This window comes from Telluria sp. ZT3P39, assembly GCF_059685935.1.
Genome location: NZ_JCASIH010000001.1, coordinates 482475 through 505030, shown reverse-complemented (window position 1 = coordinate 505030; position 22556 = coordinate 482475). Strand labels below are relative to the sequence as shown.

Below are 22556 nucleotides of genomic sequence, written 5' to 3'. Positions count from 1 at the left end.
AGGGGTCAAGGCGGCGAAAAAAATGTCCGCTCAAAAGCGAGTTTGAAGTCCTGCGACACAAAAAACAGCGGACATTTCAACTTTGCCAGAATCGGACATTTTAACTTTGCCTTTACAGGGTGGGCAGGTTTCCTGCCCGCGCGTTCAACCAGCGGAGGAATTGTCGTGCGGCCGTTCATGCCCGGATTGAACGCGCGGGCGGCGTTCAATGCTCGGGCCAAGCCCAATCCCGGGTGTAGCCGCCCACCCTACGCCCCAGGCAGCTGCACGAAGCCGAAGCGGCGCGCGACAGCGTCCGCCGCCAGCCGCTCGACGCGCACACGCCCCTCGCCCAGCGCCAGTATCAGCGGCTCCGCATCATCCTCGAGCCAGGCCATGATCGCTTCGATCGACGCCGGCCGGCCATCGAGCTCCATCCGTCCCAGCACCTGTTCCACGTCGCGGTCGTCCAGCTGGGCGACGACCTCGCCCGCCTGCAGGATCAGCGCGCCGGCATCGGTCATGAACACGCCGTCCACTCCCGCCAGCGCCTGCCCGGTGTGCAATACAAACCCCTGCGCCGGATCGGTGCGCGCGATGAAAGGTGTCGCCTCGAGGTTCACGTACACGCGCTGCGGACCGTTCTGGAAATACCAGCGGCCCTTGTCGTCGTGCGCGTAATTGCGGTTGATGAAGCCGATGAGCGCGACGTGCGCCAGCTTGTCGCCTGGCCCGTTGGTGCGCTGCGCGGTCTCGTCGCGCATGCGCCAGTTGCCGCGCGCGTCCAGTGCCAGCCACCCGTAGCAGTGGGGCACGTTGGGCCACTTGGCCATTGCCTGTTTTACGATGTCGTCCATGTCACGAAGCTTCGCATAGTTCGTGCGCGCCGGTCGCGCAGTTCGGGGCTGCGGCGTCGAAGAAATGCAGGATCTTTTGCGGCAGCCAGTCGATGCGGCCCGGGAAGGGGCCGACCGAAAAGCCCACGTGGCCGCCTTCGTCCGGGTACTCGAGCGTCACCGCGTTCGATGCGGTGAGGGGCAGGTGCTCGCCCGGCAGGAAGGGGTCGTTGCGGGCGTTGAGCACCAGGGTCGGCACCGTGATCTCGTGCAGCACGTGGCGGGCGCTGGCGCGGTGCCAGTAGTCGTCGGTGTCGCGGTAGCCGTGCAGCGGCGCGGTGACGACGTTGTCGAAAGCGTAGAGGTCGCGCGCACCGAGCAGGGCGTCGCGGTCGAACAGGCCGGGAAAGCGTTCCAGCTTGGCCAGGCATTTGGGCTTGAGCGTCTGCAGGAACATGCGGGTGTACAGCATGTTGAAGCCGGAGCCCAGCGCCTTGCCGCCCTGCGCCAGGTCGAGCGGGGCGGAGACCGCGCAGCTCGCTGAGACGATGCCGGCGGCCTGGCCGGATTCGCCCAGCCAGCGCAGCAGCGCATTGCCGCCCAGGGACACGCCGGCGGCGAACAGCGGGCCGGGTGCACGCGCATGGAGTTTGCGCACGATCCAGTCGACTTCGTCGGCGTCGCCCGAGTGGTAGAAGCGCGGTTGCAGGTTCGGCTCGCCCGAGCAGCCGCGGAAGTGGGGCACGGCGCCCGACCAGCCACGCGCGTGCAGGGCCGCCATCAGGCTGCGCGCGTAATGGCTGTTCGAGGAACCTTCGAGCCCGTGGAACAGCACCACCAGCGGCTTGCCCGGCTGGCCGTCGACGAAATCGACATCGACGAAATCGCCGTCGGCGCTCGTCCAGCGCTCGCGCCGGTAGGCGACGGGCGGTCTGGCGATGCAGGTCGCCGGGTAGATGGTCTGGAGGTGGCCACCGGGGAGCCACGCGGGCGCACGGTAATGCATGGACGAGGCGGCGCGGGAATCAAGCGCGCCGATGGACAGCAGATTAGTGATGCTTGAGCACGGTGCCGGCCGCCAGGCGGTACTGGGTGCCGCAGTAGGGGCACTTGGCGTCGCCATGGTGGTCGAAATCGAGGAAGACGCGCGGGTGCGACGACCACAGCGGCATGGCCGGGTTCGGGCAATGTGCCGGCAAGTCCTTGGCCTCGAGCTCCACCACGGGCATCGTCTTTTGGTTCATCTGGTTTCTCCGTTGAGCGAATGTGGACAAAGACAGGATTCTACCGGATTCACCCTGCATACCGAAATGATCGGTAGAATAACAAACTGACTACAATCGAGCCCGGGCGCAGCTTGGCCACCCGGCGCCGCATCCTTGCACATCTTTTACATGCGTTTCATGCACCGTCGTTTCAAGACCGTCGCCGCAACTGCCCGTCATGGCCGTTGCGGGAAGACCACATGAGCCAGGCCCATCCTGTATCGAAGGAAGCGCACGACCCCGCCGCCTGGCGCGAAGGCTTCAAGACCGGCCTGCCGACCCTGTTCGGCATCGGCGCCTGGGGCCTGGTGGTCGGCATTGCGATGGTCAAGAGTGGTTTGAGCCCGGTGCAGGCAACCGGCATGACCCTGCTGGTGTTCGCCGGTTCCGCCCAACTCGCTTCGCTGCCCCTGATCGCGGCGGCCGCGCCGATCTGGGTCATCTTCGCCACCGCGCTGGTCGTCAACCTGCGCTTCGTCATTTTTTCCGCCCTGCTCGGGCCGCATTTCGCCCACCTGCCCTGGAAGCAGCGCTTCCTGCTCGGCTACGTTTCCGGCGACATGACCGTGGCGATGTTCCTGCAGCGCTATCCGACCGCCGAACGCGTGGCCGGCAAGCTGTCCTATCTGAAAGGGCTGATGTATCCGAACTGGTTCGCCTGGCAGATCGGTTCATTGACCGGCATCTTCCTGGGCCGCGCGATTCCGTCCGAATGGGGCCTGGGCTTCGCCGGCACGCTGGCGATCCTCTGCATCATGGTCCCCTTGATCATCAACAGCGCCGCGCTGTGCGGCGTGGTCGTGGCGGTGGCCATTTCGGTGCTGGCCTACGGCCTGCCCTATAAACTGGGCCTGCTGCTGGCGGTCGTGGTGGGCATGGTCACGGCGATGGTGGTCGAAGAAACCTTCGCCAAGCGAAAGGCGAAACATGTCTGACTGGGAAATCTGGGCCATCATCGGCGTGCTCTGCCTGGCCACCGCCGCCACCCGCAGCTCGTTCTGGCTGATCGGCCACCGCGTGACGATCCCGCCGCGGGTGCAGGAAATGCTGCGCTATGCGCCGGCCTGCGCGCTGGCCGCAATCGTCGGACCCGACATGCTGGTCGATACGGAGGGCGCCGCGCAACTGACGCTGGCCAACCCGAAACTGCTCGCCGGGCTCGCGGCACTGGCGTTTTACCTGTGGCGCCGCAGCATGATCCTGACCATCCTGTTTGGCATGGCGGTCTTCACACTGTTGCGTCTTCTACACGTTTTTGGCGCCTCGGCCTAATGTACAATGACGTTCTTTCATTATTCCACTGTTGACTAGCCAATGGACGACGTTCTCAGCTTCACCCGCCTGCAAGACCTGATCGATCGCGATGCGCTGAAAAACAAGCGCGTCTTCATCCGCGCCGACCTGAACGTGCCGCAGGATGACGCTGGCAATATCACCGAAGACACCCGCGTGCGCGCTTCCGTGCCGGCCATCCAGGCTGCACTCAAGGCTGGCGCCGCCGTCATGGTGACTTCGCACCTGGGCCGCCCGCTTGAAGGCGAATTCAAGCCGGAAGACAGCCTGGCGCCGGTCGCCGCGCGCCTGTCCGAGCTGCTCGGCCAGCCGGTGGAACTCAGGCAGAACTGGGTCGATGGCGTCGATGTCGCGCCGGGCCAGGTCGTGCTGCTCGAAAACTGCCGCGTCAACAAGGGTGAAAAGAAGAACGACGACGCGCTGGCCCAGAAAATGGCCAAGCTGTGCGACGTCTATGTGAACGACGCCTTCGGCACCGCGCACCGCGCGGAAGCCACCACCCACGGCATCGCGAAATTTGCGCCGGTCGTCGCTGCCGGCCCGCTGCTGGCCGCCGAACTCGACGCCCTGGGCAAGGCCCTGGGCCAGCCGAAGCGTCCGCTGCTGGCCATCGTGGCCGGCTCGAAAGTGTCAAGTAAGCTTTCCATTTTGCAGAGCCTGGCGGGCAAGGTAGACAACCTGATCGTCGGCGGCGGCATCGCCAATACCTTCATGAAGGCCGTCGGCCTGAACATCGGCAAGTCGCTGGTCGAGAACGACCTGGTCGCCGAGGCGAAACAGATCATCGACATGATGAGCGCGCGTGGCGCCTCGGTGCCGATTCCCGTGGACGTGGTCTGCGCGAAAGAGTTCTCGCCAACGGCTGCGGCCACCGTCAAGGATGTGGCCGACGTCGCGGACGACGACATGATCCTGGATATCGGCCCGAAGACGGCCGCCATGCTGGCCGAACAGGTGGCCAAGGCCGGCACCATCGTCTGGAACGGACCGGTAGGCGTGTTCGAGTTCGACCAGTTCGCCGAAGGCACCAGGACCCTGGCGCTGGCCATCGCCAAGTCGCAAGGCTTCTCGATTGCCGGCGGCGGCGACACCCTGGCGGCGATTGCCAAGTACGAGATCGGCGACCAGATCGGCTATATCTCGACCGGCGGCGGCGCCTTCCTGGAGTTCCTCGAAGGCAAAACCCTGCCGGCAGTCGACATCCTGCTCCAGCGAAATACGAAATAAGTCCGAGCGCAGCTTTGAAAGCTGCGCTTCTCTTTTCAGAATCAAGGATCCAACACATGCAACCTGCGCGCCCCCTGTACAACGCCACCAAGATCGTCGCCACCATCGGTCCGGCGTCGACCGACTTCGACATCCTGGTCAAAATGATCCGCGCCGGCGTCGACGTCGTGCGCCTGAATTTTTCGCACGGTAAGGCCCAGGACCATATCGACCGCGCCGCGCTGGTGCGCCGCGCCGCTGCCGAATGCGGCACCGAAGTGGCGATCATGGCCGACATGCAGGGTCCGAAGATCCGCGTCGGCAAGTTTGAAGAAGGCAAGATCTTCCTGAACAATGGCGACCGTTTCATCCTGGACGCCAAGTGGGGCGAGGACGGCGAGCTGGGCAACCAGGAGCGCGTGGGCCTGGACTACAAGGCGCTGCCGCGCGACGTCAAGCCGGGCGACAAGCTGCTGCTCAACGACGGCCTGATCGTGCTGATCGTCGACCGCGTCGTGGGCCACGAGATCTGCACCACGGTGAAAGTGGGCGGCGAGCTGTCGAACAACAAGGGCATCAACCGCCAGGGCGGCGGCCTGACCGCGCCGGCGCTGACCGCCAAGGACATGGAAGACATCAAGACCGCGATGAGCTTCCAGGCCGACTACCTGGCGATCTCGTTCCCGAAGAACGCCACCGACATGGAAATGGCGCGCCAGCTGGCCAATATCGCCGGCGAGCCCTACCACCACAAGCCGATGATGATCGCCAAGATCGAGCGCGCCGAAGCGATTCCGGTCCTGCAGGAAATCCTGGATGCGTCCGACGGCATCATGGTCGCCCGCGGCGACCTGGCGGTGGAAGTGGGCAACGCGGCCGTGCCGGCGCTGCAAAAGCGCATGATCCGCATGGCACGCGCGTCGAACAAGCTGGCCATTACCGCGACCCAGATGATGGAGTCGATGATCGTCAACGCCGTGCCGACCCGCGCCGAAGTGTCGGACGTGGCCAACGCCGTGCTGGACGGCACCGACGCCGTCATGACCTCGGCCGAGACCGCATCGGGCAAGTACCCGGTTGAAACGGTCGAGATGATGGCCGCGATCTGCCTGGAAGCGGAACAATCCGAATACAACAAGCTCGACGCCGATTTCCTGAACGTCCAGTTCACCCGCATCGACCAGTCGATCGCCTACGGCACGCTGTTCACCGCCCATCACCTGAAGGTGAAAGCCATCGTGGCCCTGACCGAGTCGGGCTCGACTGCGCTGTGGATGAGCCGTCACTCGATCGACACCCCGATCTTCGCCCTGACCCCGTCACAGACGACGCAACGCAAGGCGTCGCTGTACCGGAACGTGCGAGCATTCCACCTGCTGCAGGAAGGCGGCAGCCACGCCGTGCTGCGCAAGGCCGAAGAAGTGCTGATGCGCGAAGGCATGGTGTGCAAGGGCGACCTGATCGTGGTCACCTGGGGCTCGCCGATGGGACAGGCCGGTGGCACCAATGCGCTCAAGATCGTGCGCGTGGGCGAGCTGGACGAAAAAGTTTCTTAATTGTTTGGAGTAATCAACCATGGCACTCGTCTCGATGCGTCAACTGCTGGACCACGCCGCCGAACACGGCTACGGCCTGCCGGCATTTAACGTCAACAACCTGGAACAGGTGCAGGCCATCATGGCTGCCGCCGACGCCGTCAACGCGCCGGTGATCATGCAGGCCTCGGCCGGCGCCCGCAAATATGCAGGCGAAGCCTTCCTGCGCCACCTGATCGACGCCGCCGTCGAAGCCTATCCGCACATCCCGGTCGTCATGCACCAGGACCACGGCCAGTCGCCGGCGGTCTGCATGGCCGCGATCCGCTCGGGCTTCACCTCGGTGATGATGGACGGCTCGCTCGAAGCCGACGGCAAGTCGGTCGCTTCCTACGAGTACAACGTGGAAGTCTCGCGCGAAGTGGTCAAGTTCGCGCACTCGATCGGCGTGACCGTCGAAGCCGAACTGGGCGTGCTCGGTTCGCTGGAAACCATGATGGGCGACAAGGAAGACGGCCACGGCGCCGACGGCGCCATGACCCGCGAACAGCTGCTGACCGACGTGGCCCAGGCTGCCGACTTCGTGGCCAAGACCCAGTGCGACGCGCTGGCGATCGCCATCGGCACCTCGCACGGCGCGTATAAATTCACCCGCAAGCCGACCGGCGACATCCTGGCGATCGACCGCATCAAGGAAATCCACCTGCGCATCCCGAACACCCACCTGGTGATGCACGGTTCGTCGTCGGTGCCGCAAGAGCTGCTGGCGATCATCCGCGAATTCGGCGGCGACATGAAAGAGACCTATGGCGTGCCGGTCGAAGAGATCCAGGAAGGCATCAAGCATGGCGTGCGCAAGATCAACATCGACACCGACATCCGCCTGGCCATGACCGCTGCGATCCGCAAGTACATGTTCCAGAACCCAGGCAAGTTCGATCCGCGCGACTACCTCAAGCCAGCGCGCGAAGCCGCGACCGAGATCTGCAAGGCGCGCTACCTGTCGTTCGGCTGCGAAGGCATGGCTGCGAAGATCAAGCCTATGCCGCTGGACAAGATGGCCGAGCGCTACAAGGCGGGCGAGCTGTCGCAGATCGTGCAGTAAGCTTTACTTTGCATGCATGACCGTCCCGGCGCTTGCCGGGACGGCGCATGTGAATTGACGTAAAATCACGCATTGGCCCAGGCCACACCCGGCTTGCCCCACTCGACCGGCGACAACTTCCCGGTTCCGTTCCCCTGATATCCCATCTATGAACAGCCTCTACCAATCCTCTATCCAGTCCCTGCCATTGCTCGGTCACGGCAAGGTACGCGACAACTATGCCGTCGGCGACGACAAGATCCTGATCGTCACGACCGACCGCCTGTCGGCCTTCGACGTGGTCATGAACGAGCCGATTCCCGGCAAGGGCATGGTGCTGAACCAGATGAGCGACTTCTGGTTCGGGAAGCTCGGCCACATCGTGCCGAACCACTTGACCGGCGTGGCGCCCGAGAGCGTGGTGGCCCCAGGCGAAGTGGAGCAGGTGCGCGGCCGCGCCGTCGTGGCCAAGCGCCTGAAGCCGATCATGGTCGAAGCCGTCGTGCGCGGCTACATCATCGGTTCGGGCTGGAAGGATTACCAGGCCAGCGGCGCGATCTGCGGCATCCAGTTGCCCGCCGGCCTGCGCCAGGCCGACAAGCTGCCGGAACCGCTGTTCACGCCGGCCGCCAAGGCCGACCTGGGCGAGCATGACGAGAACATCTCGTTCGAAGACATGGAGCAGCGCATCGGCAAGGAACTCGCCGCCAGGATGCGCGACGTCAGCATCAAGCTCTACACGGCCGCTGCGGAATACGCCGCTACCCGCGGCATCATCATCGCCGACACCAAGTTCGAATTCGGCCTGGACGACAACGGCGTCATGCACCTGATGGACGAAGTGCTGACCGCCGACTCGTCGCGCTTCTGGCCGGCCGACTCGTACGCGCCGGGCATGTCGCCGCCATCCTTCGACAAGCAGTTCGTGCGCGACTACCTCGAAACGCTCACCGACTGGAACAAGACCGCGCCGGCCCCGAGCTTGCCGCAGGAGGTGATCGACAAGACCCAGGCCAAGTATTTCGAAGCCATCGAGCGCCTCACCGGCGAAAAGCTGAAGGCTTGAAATGACCGACCAAGCAAAGCCAGTTGTCGGCGTCATCATGGGTTCCTCGTCCGACTGGGACGTGATGCAGCATGCGGTCGCCATCCTGAAGCAGTTCAATGTGCCTTTCGAGGCGCAGGTGATCTCGGCGCACCGCATGCCGGACGAGATGTTCACGTACGCTGAAACCGCGCGCGCGCGCGGCCTGCGCGCGATCATCGCCGGGGCAGGGGGCGCCGCCCACCTGCCGGGCATGGTGGCCGCCAAGACCATCGTGCCGGTGCTGGGCGTGCCGGTGCCGTCGAAATACCTGCGCGGCGAGGATTCGCTGCTGTCGATCGTGCAGATGCCCAAGGGCGTGCCGGTGGCGACCTTCGCCATCGGCGAAGCCGGCGCCGCCAATGCCGCGCTGACCGCGGTGGCGATGCTGGCCGCCGGCGACGACGCGCTGGCCCAGGCCCTGCTGGCCTTCCGCCTCGAGCAGACCGCGGCCGCCCAGGCCATGGTTCTTCCGGTCTGATTGCAGCATGAGTAAACCGTTTCTCCCTAGCGCCCAACCGTCGGCCTGGCTCGGCGTGATGGGCGGCGGCCAGCTTGGCCGCATGTTCGCCCACGCCGCGCAAAGCTTGGGCTTCAAGGTCGCCGTGCTCGAACCGGGCCAGGATTGCCCGGCAGGGCAGGTCGCCGAACGCCTGATCCCGGGCGCCTACACCGACCCGGCGGCGCTGGCTGAACTGGCGCAGGCCTGCGTGGCCATCACCACCGAATTCGAGAACGTCCCGGCCGACAGCATGGCCTGGCTGGGCGAACGCAGCTTCGTCGCGCCCAACGCCGCCTGCGTGTCGATCGCCCAGGACCGCATCGCGGAAAAACGCTTTTTCGTGGATTGCGCGCCGACTTCCGGCGTGATGCCGGCGCCGCACAAGACCATCGCCTCGCATGCCGACATCGACGCCATTGGCGACGACCTGCTGCCGGGCATCCTGAAAACCGTGCGCATGGGCTATGACGGCAAGGGCCAGGTGCGGGTGCGTTCGCGCGAAGACGTGCGCGCCGCCTTCGACGCCATGCAGGGCGTGACCTGCCTGCTCGAGAAGATGCTGCCGCTGGCCTACGAAGTGTCGGTGCTCACCGCGCGCGGCGCGGACGGCGCCTCGGTGGTCTATCCGATCGCCGAGAACGTGCACCGCGACGGCATCCTGTTCACCACCACCGTGCCGGGACCGAACGTCTCGAGCGCCTGCGCGCAGCAGGCGCAGAACGCCGCACGCGCCATCGTGGCCCAGCTGGGCTATGTCGGCGTGCTGTGCATCGAGTTCTTCGTGCTCGAAGACGGCAGCCTGGTCGTCAACGAGATGGCGCCGCGCCCGCACAACAGCGGCCACTACACGATGGACGCCTGCATCACCAGCCAGTTCGCGCAGCAGGTGCGCGCGATGGCGCGCCTGCCGCTGGGCGAGGTGCGCCAGCATTCGCCCGCCGTGATGCTCAATATCCTGGGCGACGTCTGGTTCGACGGAGACAGCGCTACGGCCCGCGAGCCGGCCTGGGACCGCGTGCTGGCGCTGCCGGGCGCCAACCTGCACCTGTACGGCAAGGACGACCCGCGCCGGGCGCGCAAGATGGGCCACATTACCTTCGTCGCGCCGACACTGGCCGAGGCCCAGGCCAGCCTGCTCGATGCCTGCGCCATCCTCGGTATCGCGCCGTGACGATGGACGCCATCGACCACGCCGCCATCGAGCTTGCTGCGCGCGCGCTGGAGCAAGGTGAGCTCGTCGCCTTCCCGACCGAGACCGTGTACGGCCTCGGCGCCGATGCCGAGAACCCGGCGGCAGTCGCCGCCATCTACGCCGCCAAGGGCCGCCCGCAAGACCATCCGGTGATCGTGCACCTCGCGCCGGATGCGCCGCTCGACTACTGGGCCACCGAGATTCCCCAGGAAGCGCATGCGCTGGCCGAGGCCTTCTGGCCCGGCCCGCTGACGATGATCCTCAAGCGCGCGCCGGGCATCCCGGCTGCCGTCAGCGGCGGCCAGGATACCGTCGGCCTGCGCTGCCCCTCGCACCCGGTGGCGATCGCGCTGCTGCGCGCGTTCAAGGGCGGCAAAGGCGGCGTGGCGGCGCCCTCGGCCAACAAGTTCGGCGCGGTAAGCCCGACCCTGGCCCAGCACGTGCGTGACGAGTTCGGCCTGGATGGTTCGGTCGCGATGGTGCTCGATGGCGGCGCCTCGCAAGTGGGCATCGAATCGACCATCGTCGATTTGTCGCGCCTGGCCACGCATGGGCCGGTGCTGCTGCGTCCGGGCCACATCAGCGCCGACGCGATCGCCGCCGTGATCGACCGCGTGCCGGGCGCACCCGACCTTGCCGCGCCGCGCGCTTCCGGCACCCTGGAATCGCACTACGCGCCGCACACGCCGGTGGCGATGCAGGACGGCGCAACGCTGCGCCAGACGCTCGCGCAACTCGAGAAGGCAGGGCGCAAGGTCGCGCTGATCCATTATTCCGATATGCCTTCGACCCACGCGGCACTGCGCCTTCCGGCCACGCCCGACGGCTTCGCGCACGCGCTCTACGCCGCGCTGCGGGCGATGGACGGCCATGGCGCCGATGTCATCCTGGTCGAGGCGCCGCCGCAAGGTGGCGATTGGAATGGCGTCAACGACCGCCTGCGCCGGGCCGCGCACGGCTCGACCGGCATCGTGCACGGGCTGCTCAACCAGCATCCGGCTGCCTGACCGGCGCCTCGAGCAGAGCGCCCGTCGGTACGGGCATTCTGTTCCAACGCTGTGCCTAAAAAACTACTTCTTTCCGGCAACTTAGCAGGGCTATAATCGGCTCCCCTAGGCGTTCGCCGCTTGTCGTCAGGAACTGACGAAGAGGCAACAATTTCTATACAAGCAAGTTGAACGCTGGCATATTATTGACGATACGAATAGTACGGCCGTTCGTTTCAATAAAAACTTCCCTATCCAGGAGACACAATGCGTCAAACCAAACTCGCGCTCGCACTGTTGACGGCGGCCGTACTGGCTGCTTGCGGCGGAACCAGTCCAAGCGGCGGCGAACAAAAACAAAAGCTCACCTTCACCCAGCAGGTGTCGTTCGGCGACAGCCTGTCGGACGTGGGTACCTATGCCGTGGGCGCGGTCAAGACCGCCGGCGGCGGCAAGTTCACCATCAACGGCGACGGCACGGCCAAGAATCCTGAACTGACCGGCAAGATCTGGGTCGACTACCTGGCAGCGGAACTGAAACTGCCTGCGCCTTGCCCGGCCCAGACCGGCCTGATCGGCAATGCCGCCCAAGGCTTCTCGGTCCCGGTGGTCCAGAACCTCACCTGCTTCAACTATGCCCAGGGCGGTTCGCGCGTGACCAATCCGGTCGGCCCTGGCAACCCGGCCACCGGTTCGCCGATCGGCGAGACCACCGTGCCGCTGGTGACCCAGGTCGCCAACCACCTGTCCCGCAACGGCAACAAGTTCAGCGGCACCGAACTGGTCACCCTGCTGTCGGGCGGTAACGACGTGCTGATGCAGCTCGCGACCCTGTCGGCTTCCGCTACCGCTGCAGGCAACGCTGCCGGCGCGCAGACCTTCGCCACCTCGCTGACCATGCAGCTGGCTGCCGGCGCGACCAATCCGCAAAGCGCCGCCCAGGCGATCGGCGTGGCCATCGCCACCGAAAACGCACGTCCGGGCAAGACCGACCAGAGCGTCGTCCAGGCTGCCGTGATGGCCGCCGCGACCCAGCCGGGCAATGCCGCCGTGGGACAACCGGCCGTGTATGGCCCGATGGTTGCCAAGGCCCAGCTTGACGCCACTGCCGCCGGCACCAAGGCAGGTAACGATTATGCCGCCGCGAATGGTCCGAAACTCGTTGCCGAACTGGGCACTGCCGGCGCGCAGATGGCCGCACTGGTGAAAAACGAGATCCTGGCCAAGGGCGCCAAGTATGTCGTGGTCGCCAACCTGCCGGACGTGGCCAGCACCCCGGCCGCCAAGTCGAAGCCGGCCGACATCCAGGCACTGACTGCCGCCATGGTCAATGCCTTCAACACCCAGCTCAAGTCCGGCCTGGGCACCGATGACCGCATCCTGTATGTCGACCTCTACACCATCAGCAATGACCAGGTGAAGAACCCGGCGCCATATGGCCTGACCAACGTCACCACCCCGGCCTGCGGTCCGAATGTCCTGGGCACGACCTCGCTGGTCTGCACCAACGCCAACACCGTGGCGGGCGACGTCAGCCACTACATGTTTGCCGACGATATCCACCCGACCCCGTTCGAGAACAACCTGATCGCGCGCCTGATCCTCAAGGACATGGCCGTCAAGGGCTGGCTGTAAAGACTGCGCGGGCCCGTCCGGGGAGGGCGGGCCTCACCACCAGAATCAGGAGAAAACAAGAATGAACAAGCAATTCAACAGCGTCATCAAAGCGCTGGCAGTAGCGGCAGCGCTGGCCTGCGCCTCGACGGCATCGGCCCAGTCGGCCGGCCAGCTCACCGCGAAGTTCGGCATCAACCAGCTGACCCCGAAGGTCGAGAGCGGCGACGTCAGCGCACCGGCCCTGCCGGGCACCAAGGCTGATGTCGGCAGCGACATCCAGCCGGTGCTGAGCTTCACCTACGGCGTCACCGACAACATCTCGCTCGAGACTTGCCTGGGCACGCCGTACAAGCACAAGATCTACGGGGCCGGCGCGATTGCCGGCGTCGGCGAGCTGGGTACCGTGGAAGCCCTGCCGCCGACCCTGTTCGCGCAGTACCGCTTCTTTGCGCCGAACGCGACCTTCCGTCCCTTCGTGGGCATCGGCGCGACCTACGCCTACTTCATGAAGGAACGCGGTTCGGCCAAGATGACCGCCGTGACCAATCCGGGCCGCGGCGTGCCGACGACCTTCAGCATCGACAACAAGTTCACCTACACGATGCAGGTCGGCGTGGCGATGAACATCACCGAGCGCTGGTTCGCCGACGCCACCATCAACAAGAGCCACCTGCGCACGGACGTGAATTTCTCGACCGGACAGAAGCAGCACATGAAGCTCGATCCGGTGGCGGTGATGCTGGCGGTGGGTTACAAGTTCTAAGAGGCGTTTCGCTTCAATCGAAGGCCCGCCGCGTGCGGGCCTTTTTTTGCGCGTGCGATCCGGGCGACCAGGGTACGGCTGTAGCCTTTGGCCGGTTCCGGAAACGGTCTAGCCATGACGCCTCAGGCCGGTGGCTGGTGGGGCAGGCCCGGGATGACGCCCTGTGAACGCAAGTGCGCGCCCATCGCGCGTACAACCTCGGCGTGCTGCTGGCTGGCTTCCTCCATCACGCCTGCGATCTCGCGGCCGCTGCCGGCCGATGCGATGTCGAAGCGTTGATGGCGCACCATGAATTCTTCGTCGGGCGTGTCCCCGTGTTCACCGGCCCGTGGCTCGAACAGGAAGATGGTCCGTTCCAGGCGCTTGCCATCCGCCGATATCGATCCAGGAGAATAGTCCCGGCGGCACGCCTGGTACCAACTGCTTTTCGGGTGAAGATGGGCGCGCAATCCGGCTTGCAGGGCGGCGTCGGGGATACGGCAAGTCATGCCGCGTGCGATGTGCCAGAGCCGATCCAGCACAGCGAGATAGTCCCTGCGTAATGCGCACAAGGCGGCGTTTGCCAGCGCGACTTGCCCGGTATCGGGCGCTGTGCCAGTAATGGCGGACACCTCGCGGAAGGCCTGCGCGGCGCCCTGCATCGTGCCTGCCATCCTGTCGGCTTCGATGTATAACTGGTTAAAGCCTGGCCAATGCCAGTCGACCGTATCCGACTGTGTGAGCAACGCGAGAATGCGCTCGTCGACTTCGCGAACCTCGCGAAACAGTTCTCCAGCTTCAGTCAATTGGTTCACTTGTGTTCCATCAGGCTGAACTCATCGGTATCACCTTCACGGGTGTCAGTGGATAAACCAGGCTTTGCTCGGTTTGCCCGGGTCGATCCCGACCAGGCCTGCCTCGCGGAGAAGGGGAAGCACATAGGTGATGTTCATCTGCCCGCCCGAGGCCGCCCGTGCAGACCGGCACAGCGGTCCGGCTTTCGCGTACACCTTGTTGGAGGCGATGAGGCAGGGCGAATCCACGGTGTGCTCGTTGGCCATCAGGTAGGCAAGGGCACCCTCGAAATATGCTTTCTTGATTGTCAGTTTGCTGCTTTTCGTGGCAATGACAAGGCGGTCCCCGCTCACGCTTGCCAGGCGAAACGCGCTTGTTCCAGTCGGCGATGAAATCGCGGATGCCGCAGGGATGTCCCTGATGCGGTTCCACGCTCGCGTGATTGCTGTCTGGGCGGTGTCCATGCCTGTACTCTCCTGTTCTATTATTAAGAATGACGCTTCACCAATTGATCACGACGGACACAGCGCCTCGTCTTTTCAGTTTGCATACTATCTTATGGTCGTCAAGTGCCTACTTGGCGCGAATAAAATGGTGCCTAACCTGCCAGTTGCCCCACCAGGATCAGCGAAACCGGCTTGCCCGTCTGCGGATGCACCGGTTCGCGCAGCTCGCGCAGGCGCAATCCGTGGCGCTCGAACAGCGCGATCCAGCTCGAGAGCGTGCGGAAATACCAGGGCGGGGCATCCTGGAAGTCGCTGCTGAAGCCGGCCCAGCTGCCCGTGCGCCAGCCGTCGACATAGGGCGCCTCGCCGCATGCCAGCACCGGATGCACGGTCTGCACGACCATGATCCCGCCCGGACGCAGGTAAGTGGGCGCGGCCCGGAACAGGCCGTCGACCGCCTCGTTCCCGATCAGCGAGAAATTGCAGACGGCCAGGTCGGCATGCAAAGCCAGCTTGCCTTCGGCGATCTCTTCGTAGCTCAGGCAGCGGAAGTCGCCGCCGGCGTCCAGGGCGCGCGCCGCGTCGACCAGGCCGGCAATCGCATCGACGCCGACCATGGCGACTTCCGGCAGGGCGCGCACCAGCCAGCCCTCACCGCAGCCCAGGTCGACGGCAGTCTGCGGCGCATACGCCCGCACCGTGTCGACGATGGCTCCGTTGGTGACCAGTACCCGGGTTTCGATGTCGCCGTTGCGCACGGCGGCTACCCAGGGGTCGGTATTGCGGGACCAGGAGTCGATGATGCTGGTATCAAGTTGGCTGGACATGGGGCCTCGCGCGTTGCTGGTGGAAGGGGGTGTTTGGTCTGGCTGCCATCGCGACTATACTCTCGCCTGACAGATCCGATCGCAGAAAGCACAGCACCAATGGTAAGAGAAAAACGTCCCGCGCCGCTGCCGCCGCTGCCCCTGGCTGCGCCCGCGACGCCTGAGGAAGCCGCCGCCAGGAAGGCCGCGCGCGCGCAGAAGGATGCCCAGGTCCGCGGCGTCGCCTCGATCGACGCCATGCGCGAGGCGATCAGGCAGGCCGCCCGCAGCCTGCCGGTGCTGCGCGAAGTCCCGCGCGTGAAACGGCTGGACGCCGCGGCCTTCCGCGCGCGCGCCATGCAGGGCCTGCCCTTCATCATGACCGGGGTAGTGGACCGCTGGCCGCTGCTGGCGCTGACGCCCGCCGACCTGCGCGAACGCTACAGCCACTTGCCGGTGCGCGCCCGCGTGGGCGACTACATCAACACCGCCTTCCATCCCGACCGCGCGATGCAGGACATGTCGCTTGGCGAGTACCTCGACCTGAGCACTGCCCCCGGCGAACTCCCGCCCTATGTCGGCAACCTGGAATTGCGCGAGCTGAACCGCATGTGCCACTGGCCTGCCTACTTCGACAAGATGGGACCGCCGCGCTTCTGGATCGGGCCCGAGCGCACCATGACGCCGCTGCATTGCGACTACGACGACAACATCTTCGCGCAGATCTGGGGCAGCAAGCGCATCTTCCTGGCGCCACCGCACCATGACGCCTTCCTGTATCCGAGCGAAGCCAACGCCATCCTGTTCGGCTCCCCGGTCGACCCGGAGGCGCCGGATTACGAGCGCTTTCCGCTGGCGCGCCAGGCGGCGCTGGTCGAATGCATCATCGAGCCGGGCGAGATGCTCTACGTGCCGGCCGGCTGGTACCACCAGGTGCGGGCGCTTGAGTTTTCGCTGTCGTCGAACCGCTGGGCGCGGGGGCTGCCGCTGGCGCTGCTCGGCGCCTAGTGCACGTTGCGCGCGTACTGCGTGAAGAGCTCGGCGCTGATCGCATGCTGGTACAGGAAGCCCTGGTAGATGAAGCAGCCGGCGTCCGACAGGAATTGCCGCTGCCCCGGGGTCTCGACGCCTTCGGCGATTACCTGTAGTCCGAGGCTGTCGCCCAGCGCGATGATCGAGCGCACGATCGAGGCGTCGTTCTGGTCGGTGAGCACGTCACGCATGAAGGACTGGTCGATCTTGAGCTGGTCCAGCGGCAGCTTGCGCAGGTAGGCCAGCGAAGAATAGCCCGTGCCGAAGTCGTCGAGCGAGAAGCTGATGCCGCGCTGCTTGAGCATGCCCATCGTGTGCGCGGTCTGGGTGAAGTCGCTGACCACCAGGCTTTCGGTCAGCTCGATCTTGAGGCTGGAGGGCTGCACGCCGGTCTGCTCGAAGATCTCGGCCAGCATCGGCACGAAGTCAGGCTCGGTGAACTGACGGGCACTGACATTGACCGACAGGGTCAACCCGGCGGTATCGGGGAAGCGCTGCCAGCGCGCCAGCTCGGCGCAGGCGGTGCGCAGCACCCAGCGGCCGATCTCGATGATCATGCCGCTTTCCTCGGCAGCATGGATGAACTCCGCCGGGTACAGCAGGCGGCCGTCGGGCAGGCGCCAGCGCAGCAGCGCCTCTGCGCCGATCACGCGGCTGCTGCGGTCGAGCTGCGGCTGGTAGTGCAGCACGAATTCGTTGTCGCGCAGCGCGCGCCGCATGCCGTTTTCCAGCTCGGCGCGCGCCGACCATGCGGCCTGCACAGCGGGGTCGTGGAAACGGTAGGTGTTGCGCCCGCAGGCCTTGGCCTCATACATGGCGGCGTCGGCCTGGCGCAGCGTCGACTCCACCGTGTCCACGGTGCCGCACATGGTCGCCACGCCCACGCTGACCGACACCGAATACATCATCTCGGCCAGCTGGAAGGGCGCCGCCATCGCCGCGACCACCTTGGCGGCCACCGTCTCGGCCTGGGCCGCCGCGCCTTCGCGCGTGTCTTCGACCGGCTGGATCAGGATCACGAATTCGTCACCGCCCAGGCGCGCCACCATGTCGGCTTCGCGCACGCAGTGCTCGAGGCGGCGCGCCACCGCCTGCAGCAGCATGTCGCCGGCCGCGTGGCCCTGCGAATCGTTGAGGTATTTGAAGTTGTCGAGGTCGCAGAACATCAGGGCGCCGCACTTGCGCGTGCGCGCGCTGCCTAGCAGGGCGCGGCGCAGGTGGTCGAGCAGGCTGGCGCGGTTGGGCAGGTCGGTCAGCGGATCGAAGAAGGCAAGGCGGTAGATTTTCGCTTCGTTGTGCTTGCGTTCGCTGATGTCGGTGCTGATGACAAGGATCTTCTGCTGGGCCCCGAATGCCGCGTCGGCGCCCAGCAGCGTCCAGCGCGTGTCGGTCTCGATGCACACGCCGTCGCGCCGCATGTGGGAGAGTTCGCCCGACCAATCGCCCGTAGCAAGCGTTGTCTCGTAGGCGGCATGGTAGGCCGGCAGGTTCTCGCACAGCAGCTCGCTGAACTTCTTGCCGCGCGCTTCAGCGGCGCTCCAGCCGTACAGCCGCTCGGCGCCGCTGTTCCAGTAGGAGATGCGCGAATTCATGTCCATGGCAACGATGGCGTCACGCGCACGCTGCAGGAAAGACGCCTGTTCGTGCACCAGCATGTTGGCGTTGTGCAGTCGGGTGAAGTCAAACAACAAGCCTTCCAGCACGAGGCCCCGCTGCTGCGGCACGGCCGACCCCTGTTCGCATATCCACTTGAGATCGCCGTTAGCGCAGCGGATGCGGTAGGTCAGCTGAAATTCGCCTCCATCTTGTATGGCAACTGCGATGCCGCGTTCCACGCCATGGCGGTCTTCGGGAAGGATGATGTTGGCGTAGGAGAGACCGGGGCGAGCCAGGAAGGCAGCAGCGGGGTAACCGGTGAGTCGTTCGATGCCATCGCTGACGAATTCCATCGTCCAGTCACTGTCGTTCAGGCAACGGTAGGCCGCACCTGGCAGATTGCGCAGCAGCAGCTCGAGCGATAGCGCAGGTGCGTCGTCCATGCCGTGCGAAAGCGGTGCATCGAGAGCGCTCATCTGGCCTCGCGAAGTGGTCGTTGAAACGTCTAGTTATGTGAAGCTGGTAACTATCGTACCGCAAATAAGAGCAGTATTGACAGCGCTCGATTGAAAACCGTAAATAACTTGTTGTAATGAAGTCAGGATGACCGGATGTGGCAACGCTGCCGGCTATTGCCGGCAGCGCAGGGCATCACGATGTGGAAATCAGAACGCGGCGATGCCGGTCTGGGCACGGCCGAGGATCAGCGCGTGGATGTCGTGGGTGCCTTCGTAGGTGTTGACCACTTCGAGGTTGACCATGTGGCGCACGATGCCGAATTCGTCCGAAATGCCGTTGCCGCCGAGCATGTCGCGGGCGACGCGGGCGATGTCGAGCGACTTGCCGCAAGAATTGCGCTTCATGATCGAGGTGATCTCGACGGCGGCCGTGCCTTCGTCCTTCATGCGGCCCAGGCGCAGGCAGCCCTGCAGGCCGAGGGTGATCTCGGTCTGCATGTCGGCCAGTTTCTTCTGCACCAGCTGGTTGGCGGCGAGCGGCTTGCCGAACTGGTGGCGGTCGAGCACGTACTGGCGCGCGGTGTGCCAGCAGTCTTCGGCCGCGCCCAGCGCACCCCAGGCGATGCCGTAGCGTGCCGAGTTCAGGCAGGTGAACGGACCCTTCAGGCCGCGCACGTCCGGGAAGGCGTTTTCTTCGGGGCAGAACACGTTGTCCATCACGATTTCGCCGGTGATCGAGGCGCGCAGGCCGAACTTGCCATGGATGGCCGGGGCGCTCAAGCCCTGCATGCCCTTGTCGAGCACGAAGCCGCGGATCGCGCCTTCGTCGTCCTTGGCCCAGACCACGAATACGTCGGCGACCGGCGAGTTGGTGATCCACATCTTGGAACCGGTCAGGCTGTAGCCGCCGTCCACTTTACGGGCGCGGGTGACCATCGAACCCGGGTCGGAGCCGTGGTTCGGCTCGGTCAGGCCGAAGCAGCCGATCCATTCGCCGGTGGCCAGTTTCGGCAGGTATTTCTGCTTCGTGGCTTCGTTGCCGAACTCGAAGATCGGGACCATCACCAGCGAGGACTGCACGCTCATCATCGAGCGGTAGCCGGAATCGACGCGCTCGACTTCGCGCGCGATCAGGCCGTAGGCGACGTAGTTCATGCCCGGGCCGCCGTACTGCTCGGGGATCGTCGGACCGAGCAGGCCGAGTTCGCCCATTTCGCGGAAGATCGAGGTGTCCATGCGCTCGTGGCGGAAGGCCTCGAGGATGCGCGGCTTGAGCTTGTCCTGGCAATAGGCGGCGGCAGCGTCGCGCACCATGCGTTCTTCGTCGGTCAGCTGGCTGTTCAGCAGCAGCGGGTCATCCCAGTGGAAGGCGGCTTTGCGGGGCGAATCGGAGCGGTTCATGGGTCATCCTGTCTCGGTAAGTTCTTGTACATGAGGCGCGAGCGAGCACGGGCCCAGACTGCGCACAGTCTGGCCATTATAGGGAAGGAGGAGGCGCCACATCTTTTGAAATGGCGACAACGATTTTCATTTTTGGCCGCGGGGCCGGCGGGGAATCAGCGCTGCGGCGTGGTGCCGAAGCGTCCGCCGTGGAACAGCAGGGCCGGCTGGGGATGGACGGCGCACTGCTCGACTTCGCCGACGAAGATGACGTGGTCGCCCTCGGGATAGCGGCTGCGGTTATGGCATTCGAACCAGGCCGAGACGCCCTTCAGGATCGGCTGGCCGGTGCGCGACAGTTCGTAGTCGACGCCCTCGAAGGGGTTGTCGGTGCGGCGCGAAAAGCGCATCGCCAGTTCTTCTTGCCCGGCGGCCAGGATGTTGATGACGTAGTGCGAATTGCCGCTGAAGATGGGCAGGCTGTTGGCGCCGGCGCCCAGGCTCCACAGGACCAGCGGCGGCTCGAGCGAGACCGAGTTGAAGGAACTGGCGGTCAGGCCACGGAATGTACCGTCGGCAAGGCGCGTGGTGATGACGGTGACACCGGTGGCGAACTGCGACAGCGCATGGCGGAAATGCGCCGAATCGAAACCGCGCGACGCGGCGTGGGGGGCACGTGTATTCATTGGAACCTTGAAGGATGCGCCATTATGCCATTGTCGGGCGCCATGCCGGTTCCGTATCCCTGCTGCACTGCAGAGGGAGCGGGTTTGCGTTACATTAAGCGCTATCAAAATTGACGAACCAAGGTGTGCGATGAGCGAGCAAACAGCAACCGAAGTGGCCATCCTGGGCGGCGGGTGCTTCTGGTGCCTGGAGGCGGTGTACCTGGAGGCGCGCGGCGTGACCCGGGTCGAATCGGGCTATATGGGCGGGCATGTGGTCAACCCGACCTACGAGCAGGTGTGCGCCGCCACCACCGGCCATGCCGAGGTGGTGCGGGTGGAATTCGACCCCGGCGTGATCTCGTACCGCGATATCCTCGAGGTGTTCTTCACCATCCACGACCCGACCACCCAGGACCGCCAGGGCAATGACGTGGGGCCGCAGTACCGCTCGGTGATCTTTACCACCTCGCCCGAGCAGGACGCCACCGCGCGCAAGGTGATGGCCGAGATGGCCTCGGTGTGGGACGCGCCGATCGTCACCCAGTTGCTGCCGCAGGAGACCTGGTACAAGGCCGAGGACTACCACCAGAATTATTTCGCGCAGCACCCCTTGCAGGGGTATTGCGCGTTCGTGGTGGCGCCTAAAGTCGCAAAATTCCGTAAGACGTTTACGGAGCGTTTGAAGTAGGGTGGGCGGGTCCTCCCGCCCGCGCGTTCAAACCGGGGTGATGTTGCCCGTGCGGCGGTTCATGCCTCGGTTGAACGCGCGGCCGGCGAAGCCGGCCAACCTACGGGTACATATACTTCCGCGACCACGGGATCTGCTGCGGATCCCCACCCGCCTTCCCGCACACGATCTGGTACAGGCTGATCCGGTCGTGCGCGAACGCATACGCGCAGCCGGCCAGGTACAAATGCCAGATCCGGAAACGCTTCTCGTCGGTGAGCGTGCGGATATGCTCGGCATTGTTCTCGAAATTGTCGGTCCAGAGCGCGCAGGTCTTCGCGTAGTGGCGCCGCAAATTTTCCACATCGCGTACTTCCAGCCCGCCTTCCTGCATGGCCTGCACCACGGTGGACAGGTGCGCCAGTTCGCCGTCCGGGAACACGTATTCGTCGATGAAATCGCCCCCGCCGTAGGGCGTGGCGCCGTTGTCGGTGTTGGTGGTGGTGATCCCGTGGTTCATCACGACGCCGCCCGGCGCCAATAATTTGTCCACTTGTAAAAAATAGGCGGCCAGCTGCGCCACGCCGACGTGCTCGAACATGCCGACGCTGGTGATGCGGTCGAACTGTCCGGCCACGTCGCGGTAGTCTTGCAGGCGGATCTCGACCTGGTCCTGCAGCCCGGCCTGCGCCACCCGTTCGCGCGCCAGCGCCGCCTGGTTTTCCGACAGCGTGACGCCCACGCAGCGCGCCCCGAACTGCTGGGCCGCGCGCAGCACCAGCGCGCCCCAGCCGCAGCCGATGTCGAGTAATAGCTGGCCCGGCTGCAGGTCGATCTTGCGCAGGATGTGGTCGATCTTCTTTTGCTGTGCCGTGGCCAGGTCTTCCGTGCCGTTTTCGAAATAGGCGCAGGAATACACCATGCCGGGATCGAGCCAGGCGCTGTAGAAATCGTTGGAGACGTCGTAGTGGTAGCGGATCGCTTCGGCGTCTTTTTCGCGCGTGTGCGGGGCGATGCGGCGCAGGACGTCGGCGAAGCGGTTGCTCGATCCGGCCAGGTTGGCGGCCAGCGTGTTGCCGACGCTGATGATGTCGGCGGCGCGCCCCTTGATCTCGATGGCGCCTTCGACATAGGCGCGCCCCAGGCTGTAGAGCGAGGGCGAGCGCAGATAGCGCAGGGCGGAGCGGTCGGGCACGCGGATGGTCACGCGCGGAGCGGCGGCTCCCGGCGTGGCGGCTCCCGGCGTGGCGACGCCCGGCCCCTCGGAAGAAAACTCGAGTTGCCGGCCGTCCCACAGCTCCACCCGCAAGGGCAGGGACAGCTTGTTACGCAGGCCTGTACTCCAGGCCGACAACATCATCTGTTCGAACACGATCACCTCCGGCGT

Annotated in this window: 23 protein-coding genes; 13 read left to right on the top strand and 10 right to left on the bottom strand. The window is 65.1% G+C overall.

The window, feature by feature from the left end; genetic code table 11:
• Positions 1-248: 248 nt before the first annotated feature.
• Genes AC56LR_RS02135 through AC56LR_RS02125 form a run of 3 tightly spaced genes read right to left on the bottom strand, consistent with a single transcriptional unit; the run spans position 249 to position 2059 of the window.
• Entirely contained in the window at positions 249-836 is a 588-nt protein-coding gene (locus AC56LR_RS02135; RefSeq protein WP_497126878.1) for a DUF2946 family protein, read from the bottom strand.
• A 1-nt stretch (position 837) separates the two neighbouring features.
• Positions 838-1821, bottom strand: coding sequence for a YheT family hydrolase (locus tag AC56LR_RS02130; RefSeq protein WP_497126876.1), 984 nt, complete (start codon positions 1819-1821; stop codon positions 838-840).
• Positions 1822-1864: 43 nt separating this feature from the next.
• Positions 1865-2059 (bottom strand): zinc-finger domain-containing protein, encoded by a 195-nt coding sequence (locus AC56LR_RS02125; RefSeq protein ID WP_171087614.1) that lies wholly within the window; start codon positions 2057-2059, stop codon positions 1865-1867.
• A 221-nt stretch (positions 2060-2280) separates the two neighbouring features.
• Here AC56LR_RS02125 and AC56LR_RS02120 point away from each other — a divergent pair, with 221 nt between their 5' ends.
• The 11 genes from AC56LR_RS02120 (at position 2281) to AC56LR_RS02070 (ending at position 13342) form a co-directional block, all read left to right on the top strand.
• Entirely contained in the window at positions 2281-3015 is a 735-nt protein-coding gene (locus AC56LR_RS02120; RefSeq protein ID WP_497126873.1) for an AzlC family ABC transporter permease, read from the top strand.
• Complete coding sequence (locus AC56LR_RS02115) at positions 3008-3352, top strand: AzlD domain-containing protein (protein WP_497126871.1); 345 nt, start codon at positions 3008-3010, stop codon at positions 3350-3352. Before AC56LR_RS02120 ends, AC56LR_RS02115 begins: the two co-directional genes overlap by 8 nt.
• Before the next feature lie 42 nt (positions 3353-3394).
• Positions 3395-4600 carry a phosphoglycerate kinase gene (locus AC56LR_RS02110; protein WP_497126869.1) on the top strand — a complete coding sequence of 402 codons (1206 nt, stop codon included), beginning with the start codon at positions 3395-3397 and terminating at the stop codon, positions 4598-4600.
• A 74-nt stretch (positions 4601-4674) separates the two neighbouring features.
• Positions 4675-6135, top strand: coding sequence for a pyruvate kinase (pyk, locus tag AC56LR_RS02105; RefSeq protein WP_497126905.1), 1461 nt, complete (start codon positions 4675-4677; stop codon positions 6133-6135).
• A gap of 19 nt (positions 6136-6154) precedes the next feature.
• Positions 6155-7219 carry a class II fructose-bisphosphate aldolase gene (fba, locus tag AC56LR_RS02100; protein ID WP_497126867.1) on the top strand — a complete coding sequence of 355 codons (1065 nt, stop codon included), beginning with the start codon at positions 6155-6157 and terminating at the stop codon, positions 7217-7219.
• 148 nt (positions 7220-7367) lie between these two features.
• The gene (locus AC56LR_RS02095; RefSeq protein ID WP_497126865.1) at positions 7368-8264 is read left to right on the top strand and encodes a phosphoribosylaminoimidazolesuccinocarboxamide synthase; all 897 of its coding nucleotides are present in this window, start codon (positions 7368-7370) and stop codon (positions 8262-8264) included.
• A gap of 1 nt (position 8265) precedes the next feature.
• Entirely contained in the window at positions 8266-8763 is a 498-nt protein-coding gene (purE, locus tag AC56LR_RS02090; RefSeq protein WP_497126863.1) for a 5-(carboxyamino)imidazole ribonucleotide mutase, read from the top strand.
• Between the two features lie 7 nt (positions 8764-8770).
• Positions 8771-9955 (top strand): 5-(carboxyamino)imidazole ribonucleotide synthase, encoded by a 1185-nt coding sequence (locus AC56LR_RS02085; protein WP_497126861.1) that lies wholly within the window; start codon positions 8771-8773, stop codon positions 9953-9955.
• 2 nt (positions 9956-9957) lie between these two features.
• Positions 9958-10983, top strand: a complete 1026-nt coding sequence (locus AC56LR_RS02080) for an L-threonylcarbamoyladenylate synthase (RefSeq protein WP_497126903.1) — start codon at positions 9958-9960, stop codon at positions 10981-10983.
• 246 nt (positions 10984-11229) lie between these two features.
• Entirely contained in the window at positions 11230-12597 is a 1368-nt protein-coding gene (locus AC56LR_RS02075) for an SGNH/GDSL hydrolase family protein (RefSeq protein ID WP_497126859.1), read from the top strand.
• 61 nt (positions 12598-12658) lie between these two features.
• Positions 12659-13342 carry an OmpW/AlkL family protein gene (locus tag AC56LR_RS02070; protein ID WP_497126857.1) on the top strand — a complete coding sequence of 228 codons (684 nt, stop codon included), beginning with the start codon at positions 12659-12661 and terminating at the stop codon, positions 13340-13342.
• A 122-nt stretch (positions 13343-13464) separates the two neighbouring features.
• Here AC56LR_RS02070 and AC56LR_RS02065 read toward each other — a convergent pair whose 3' ends face one another.
• The 3 genes from AC56LR_RS02065 to AC56LR_RS02055 form a co-directional block, all read right to left on the bottom strand.
• Entirely contained in the window at positions 13465-14136 is a 672-nt protein-coding gene (locus AC56LR_RS02065; RefSeq protein ID WP_497126855.1) for a hypothetical protein, read from the bottom strand.
• Positions 14137-14181: 45 nt separating this feature from the next.
• On the bottom strand, positions 14182-14580 hold the full coding sequence (locus tag AC56LR_RS02060) for a hypothetical protein (RefSeq protein ID WP_497126853.1): 399 nt from the start codon (positions 14578-14580) through the stop codon (positions 14182-14184).
• A gap of 134 nt (positions 14581-14714) precedes the next feature.
• Positions 14715-15389, bottom strand: a complete 675-nt coding sequence (locus AC56LR_RS02055) for a class I SAM-dependent methyltransferase (protein WP_497126851.1) — start codon at positions 15387-15389, stop codon at positions 14715-14717.
• 99 nt (positions 15390-15488) lie between these two features.
• Here AC56LR_RS02055 and AC56LR_RS02050 point away from each other — a divergent pair, with 99 nt between their 5' ends.
• Positions 15489-16376 carry a cupin-like domain-containing protein gene (locus AC56LR_RS02050; protein ID WP_497126849.1) on the top strand — a complete coding sequence of 296 codons (888 nt, stop codon included), beginning with the start codon at positions 15489-15491 and terminating at the stop codon, positions 16374-16376.
• Here AC56LR_RS02050 and AC56LR_RS02045 read toward each other — a convergent pair.
• The 3 genes from AC56LR_RS02045 to AC56LR_RS02035 all read right to left on the bottom strand — a co-directional run bounded on the left by AC56LR_RS02045 (position 16373) and on the right by AC56LR_RS02035 (position 20520).
• Positions 16373-18472, bottom strand: a complete 2100-nt coding sequence (locus AC56LR_RS02045; RefSeq protein ID WP_497126847.1) for a putative bifunctional diguanylate cyclase/phosphodiesterase — start codon at positions 18470-18472, stop codon at positions 16373-16375. The genes AC56LR_RS02050 and AC56LR_RS02045 overlap by 4 nt on opposite strands.
• 189 nt (positions 18473-18661) lie before the next feature.
• Positions 18662-19855, bottom strand: a complete 1194-nt coding sequence (locus AC56LR_RS02040; RefSeq protein ID WP_497126845.1) for an acyl-CoA dehydrogenase — start codon at positions 19853-19855, stop codon at positions 18662-18664.
• 155 nt (positions 19856-20010) lie between these two features.
• Entirely contained in the window at positions 20011-20520 is a 510-nt protein-coding gene (locus AC56LR_RS02035; protein ID WP_497126843.1) for a flavin reductase family protein, read from the bottom strand.
• Between the two features lie 130 nt (positions 20521-20650).
• Here AC56LR_RS02035 and msrA point away from each other — a divergent pair, with 130 nt between their 5' ends.
• Complete coding sequence (gene msrA, locus AC56LR_RS02030; protein WP_497126841.1) at positions 20651-21190, top strand: peptide-methionine (S)-S-oxide reductase MsrA; 540 nt, start codon at positions 20651-20653, stop codon at positions 21188-21190.
• 100 nt (positions 21191-21290) lie between these two features.
• Here msrA and AC56LR_RS02025 read toward each other — a convergent pair whose 3' ends face one another.
• Entirely contained in the window at positions 21291-22541 is a 1251-nt protein-coding gene (locus AC56LR_RS02025) for a class I SAM-dependent methyltransferase (protein ID WP_497126839.1), read from the bottom strand.
• Between the last annotated feature and the right edge of the window lie 15 nt (positions 22542-22556).

Coding starts and splice junctions, on each gene's coding strand:
- AC56LR_RS02125 (WP_171087614.1), bottom strand. CDS start 2,059: ATGAACCAAAAGACGATGCCCGTGGTGGAGCTCGAGGCCAAGGACTTG.
- fba (WP_497126867.1), top strand. CDS start 6,155: ATGGCACTCGTCTCGATGCGTCAACTGCTGGACCACGCCGCCGAACAC.
- AC56LR_RS02115 (WP_497126871.1), top strand. CDS start 3,008: ATGTCTGACTGGGAAATCTGGGCCATCATCGGCGTGCTCTGCCTGGCC.
- AC56LR_RS02055 (WP_497126851.1), bottom strand. CDS start 15,389: ATGTCCAGCCAACTTGATACCAGCATCATCGACTCCTGGTCCCGCAAT.
- AC56LR_RS02085 (WP_497126861.1), top strand. CDS start 8,771: ATGAGTAAACCGTTTCTCCCTAGCGCCCAACCGTCGGCCTGGCTCGGC.
- AC56LR_RS02045 (WP_497126847.1), bottom strand. CDS start 18,472: ATGAGCGCTCTCGATGCACCGCTTTCGCACGGCATGGACGACGCACCT.
- AC56LR_RS02095 (WP_497126865.1), top strand. CDS start 7,368: ATGAACAGCCTCTACCAATCCTCTATCCAGTCCCTGCCATTGCTCGGT.
- AC56LR_RS02035 (WP_497126843.1), bottom strand. CDS start 20,520: ATGAATACACGTGCCCCCCACGCCGCGTCGCGCGGTTTCGATTCGGCG.
- msrA (WP_497126841.1), top strand. CDS start 20,651: ATGAGCGAGCAAACAGCAACCGAAGTGGCCATCCTGGGCGGCGGGTGC.
- AC56LR_RS02050 (WP_497126849.1), top strand. CDS start 15,489: ATGGTAAGAGAAAAACGTCCCGCGCCGCTGCCGCCGCTGCCCCTGGCT.
- AC56LR_RS02040 (WP_497126845.1), bottom strand. CDS start 19,855: ATGAACCGCTCCGATTCGCCCCGCAAAGCCGCCTTCCACTGGGATGAC.
- AC56LR_RS02060 (WP_497126853.1), bottom strand. CDS start 14,580: ATGGACACCGCCCAGACAGCAATCACGCGAGCGTGGAACCGCATCAGG.
- AC56LR_RS02110 (WP_497126869.1), top strand. CDS start 3,395: ATGGACGACGTTCTCAGCTTCACCCGCCTGCAAGACCTGATCGATCGC.
- AC56LR_RS02080 (WP_497126903.1), top strand. CDS start 9,958: ATGGACGCCATCGACCACGCCGCCATCGAGCTTGCTGCGCGCGCGCTG.
- purE (WP_497126863.1), top strand. CDS start 8,266: ATGACCGACCAAGCAAAGCCAGTTGTCGGCGTCATCATGGGTTCCTCG.
- AC56LR_RS02120 (WP_497126873.1), top strand. CDS start 2,281: ATGAGCCAGGCCCATCCTGTATCGAAGGAAGCGCACGACCCCGCCGCC.
- AC56LR_RS02130 (WP_497126876.1), bottom strand. CDS start 1,821: ATGCATTACCGTGCGCCCGCGTGGCTCCCCGGTGGCCACCTCCAGACC.
- AC56LR_RS02070 (WP_497126857.1), top strand. CDS start 12,659: ATGAACAAGCAATTCAACAGCGTCATCAAAGCGCTGGCAGTAGCGGCA.
- AC56LR_RS02075 (WP_497126859.1), top strand. CDS start 11,230: ATGCGTCAAACCAAACTCGCGCTCGCACTGTTGACGGCGGCCGTACTG.
- AC56LR_RS02135 (WP_497126878.1), bottom strand. CDS start 836: ATGGACGACATCGTAAAACAGGCAATGGCCAAGTGGCCCAACGTGCCC.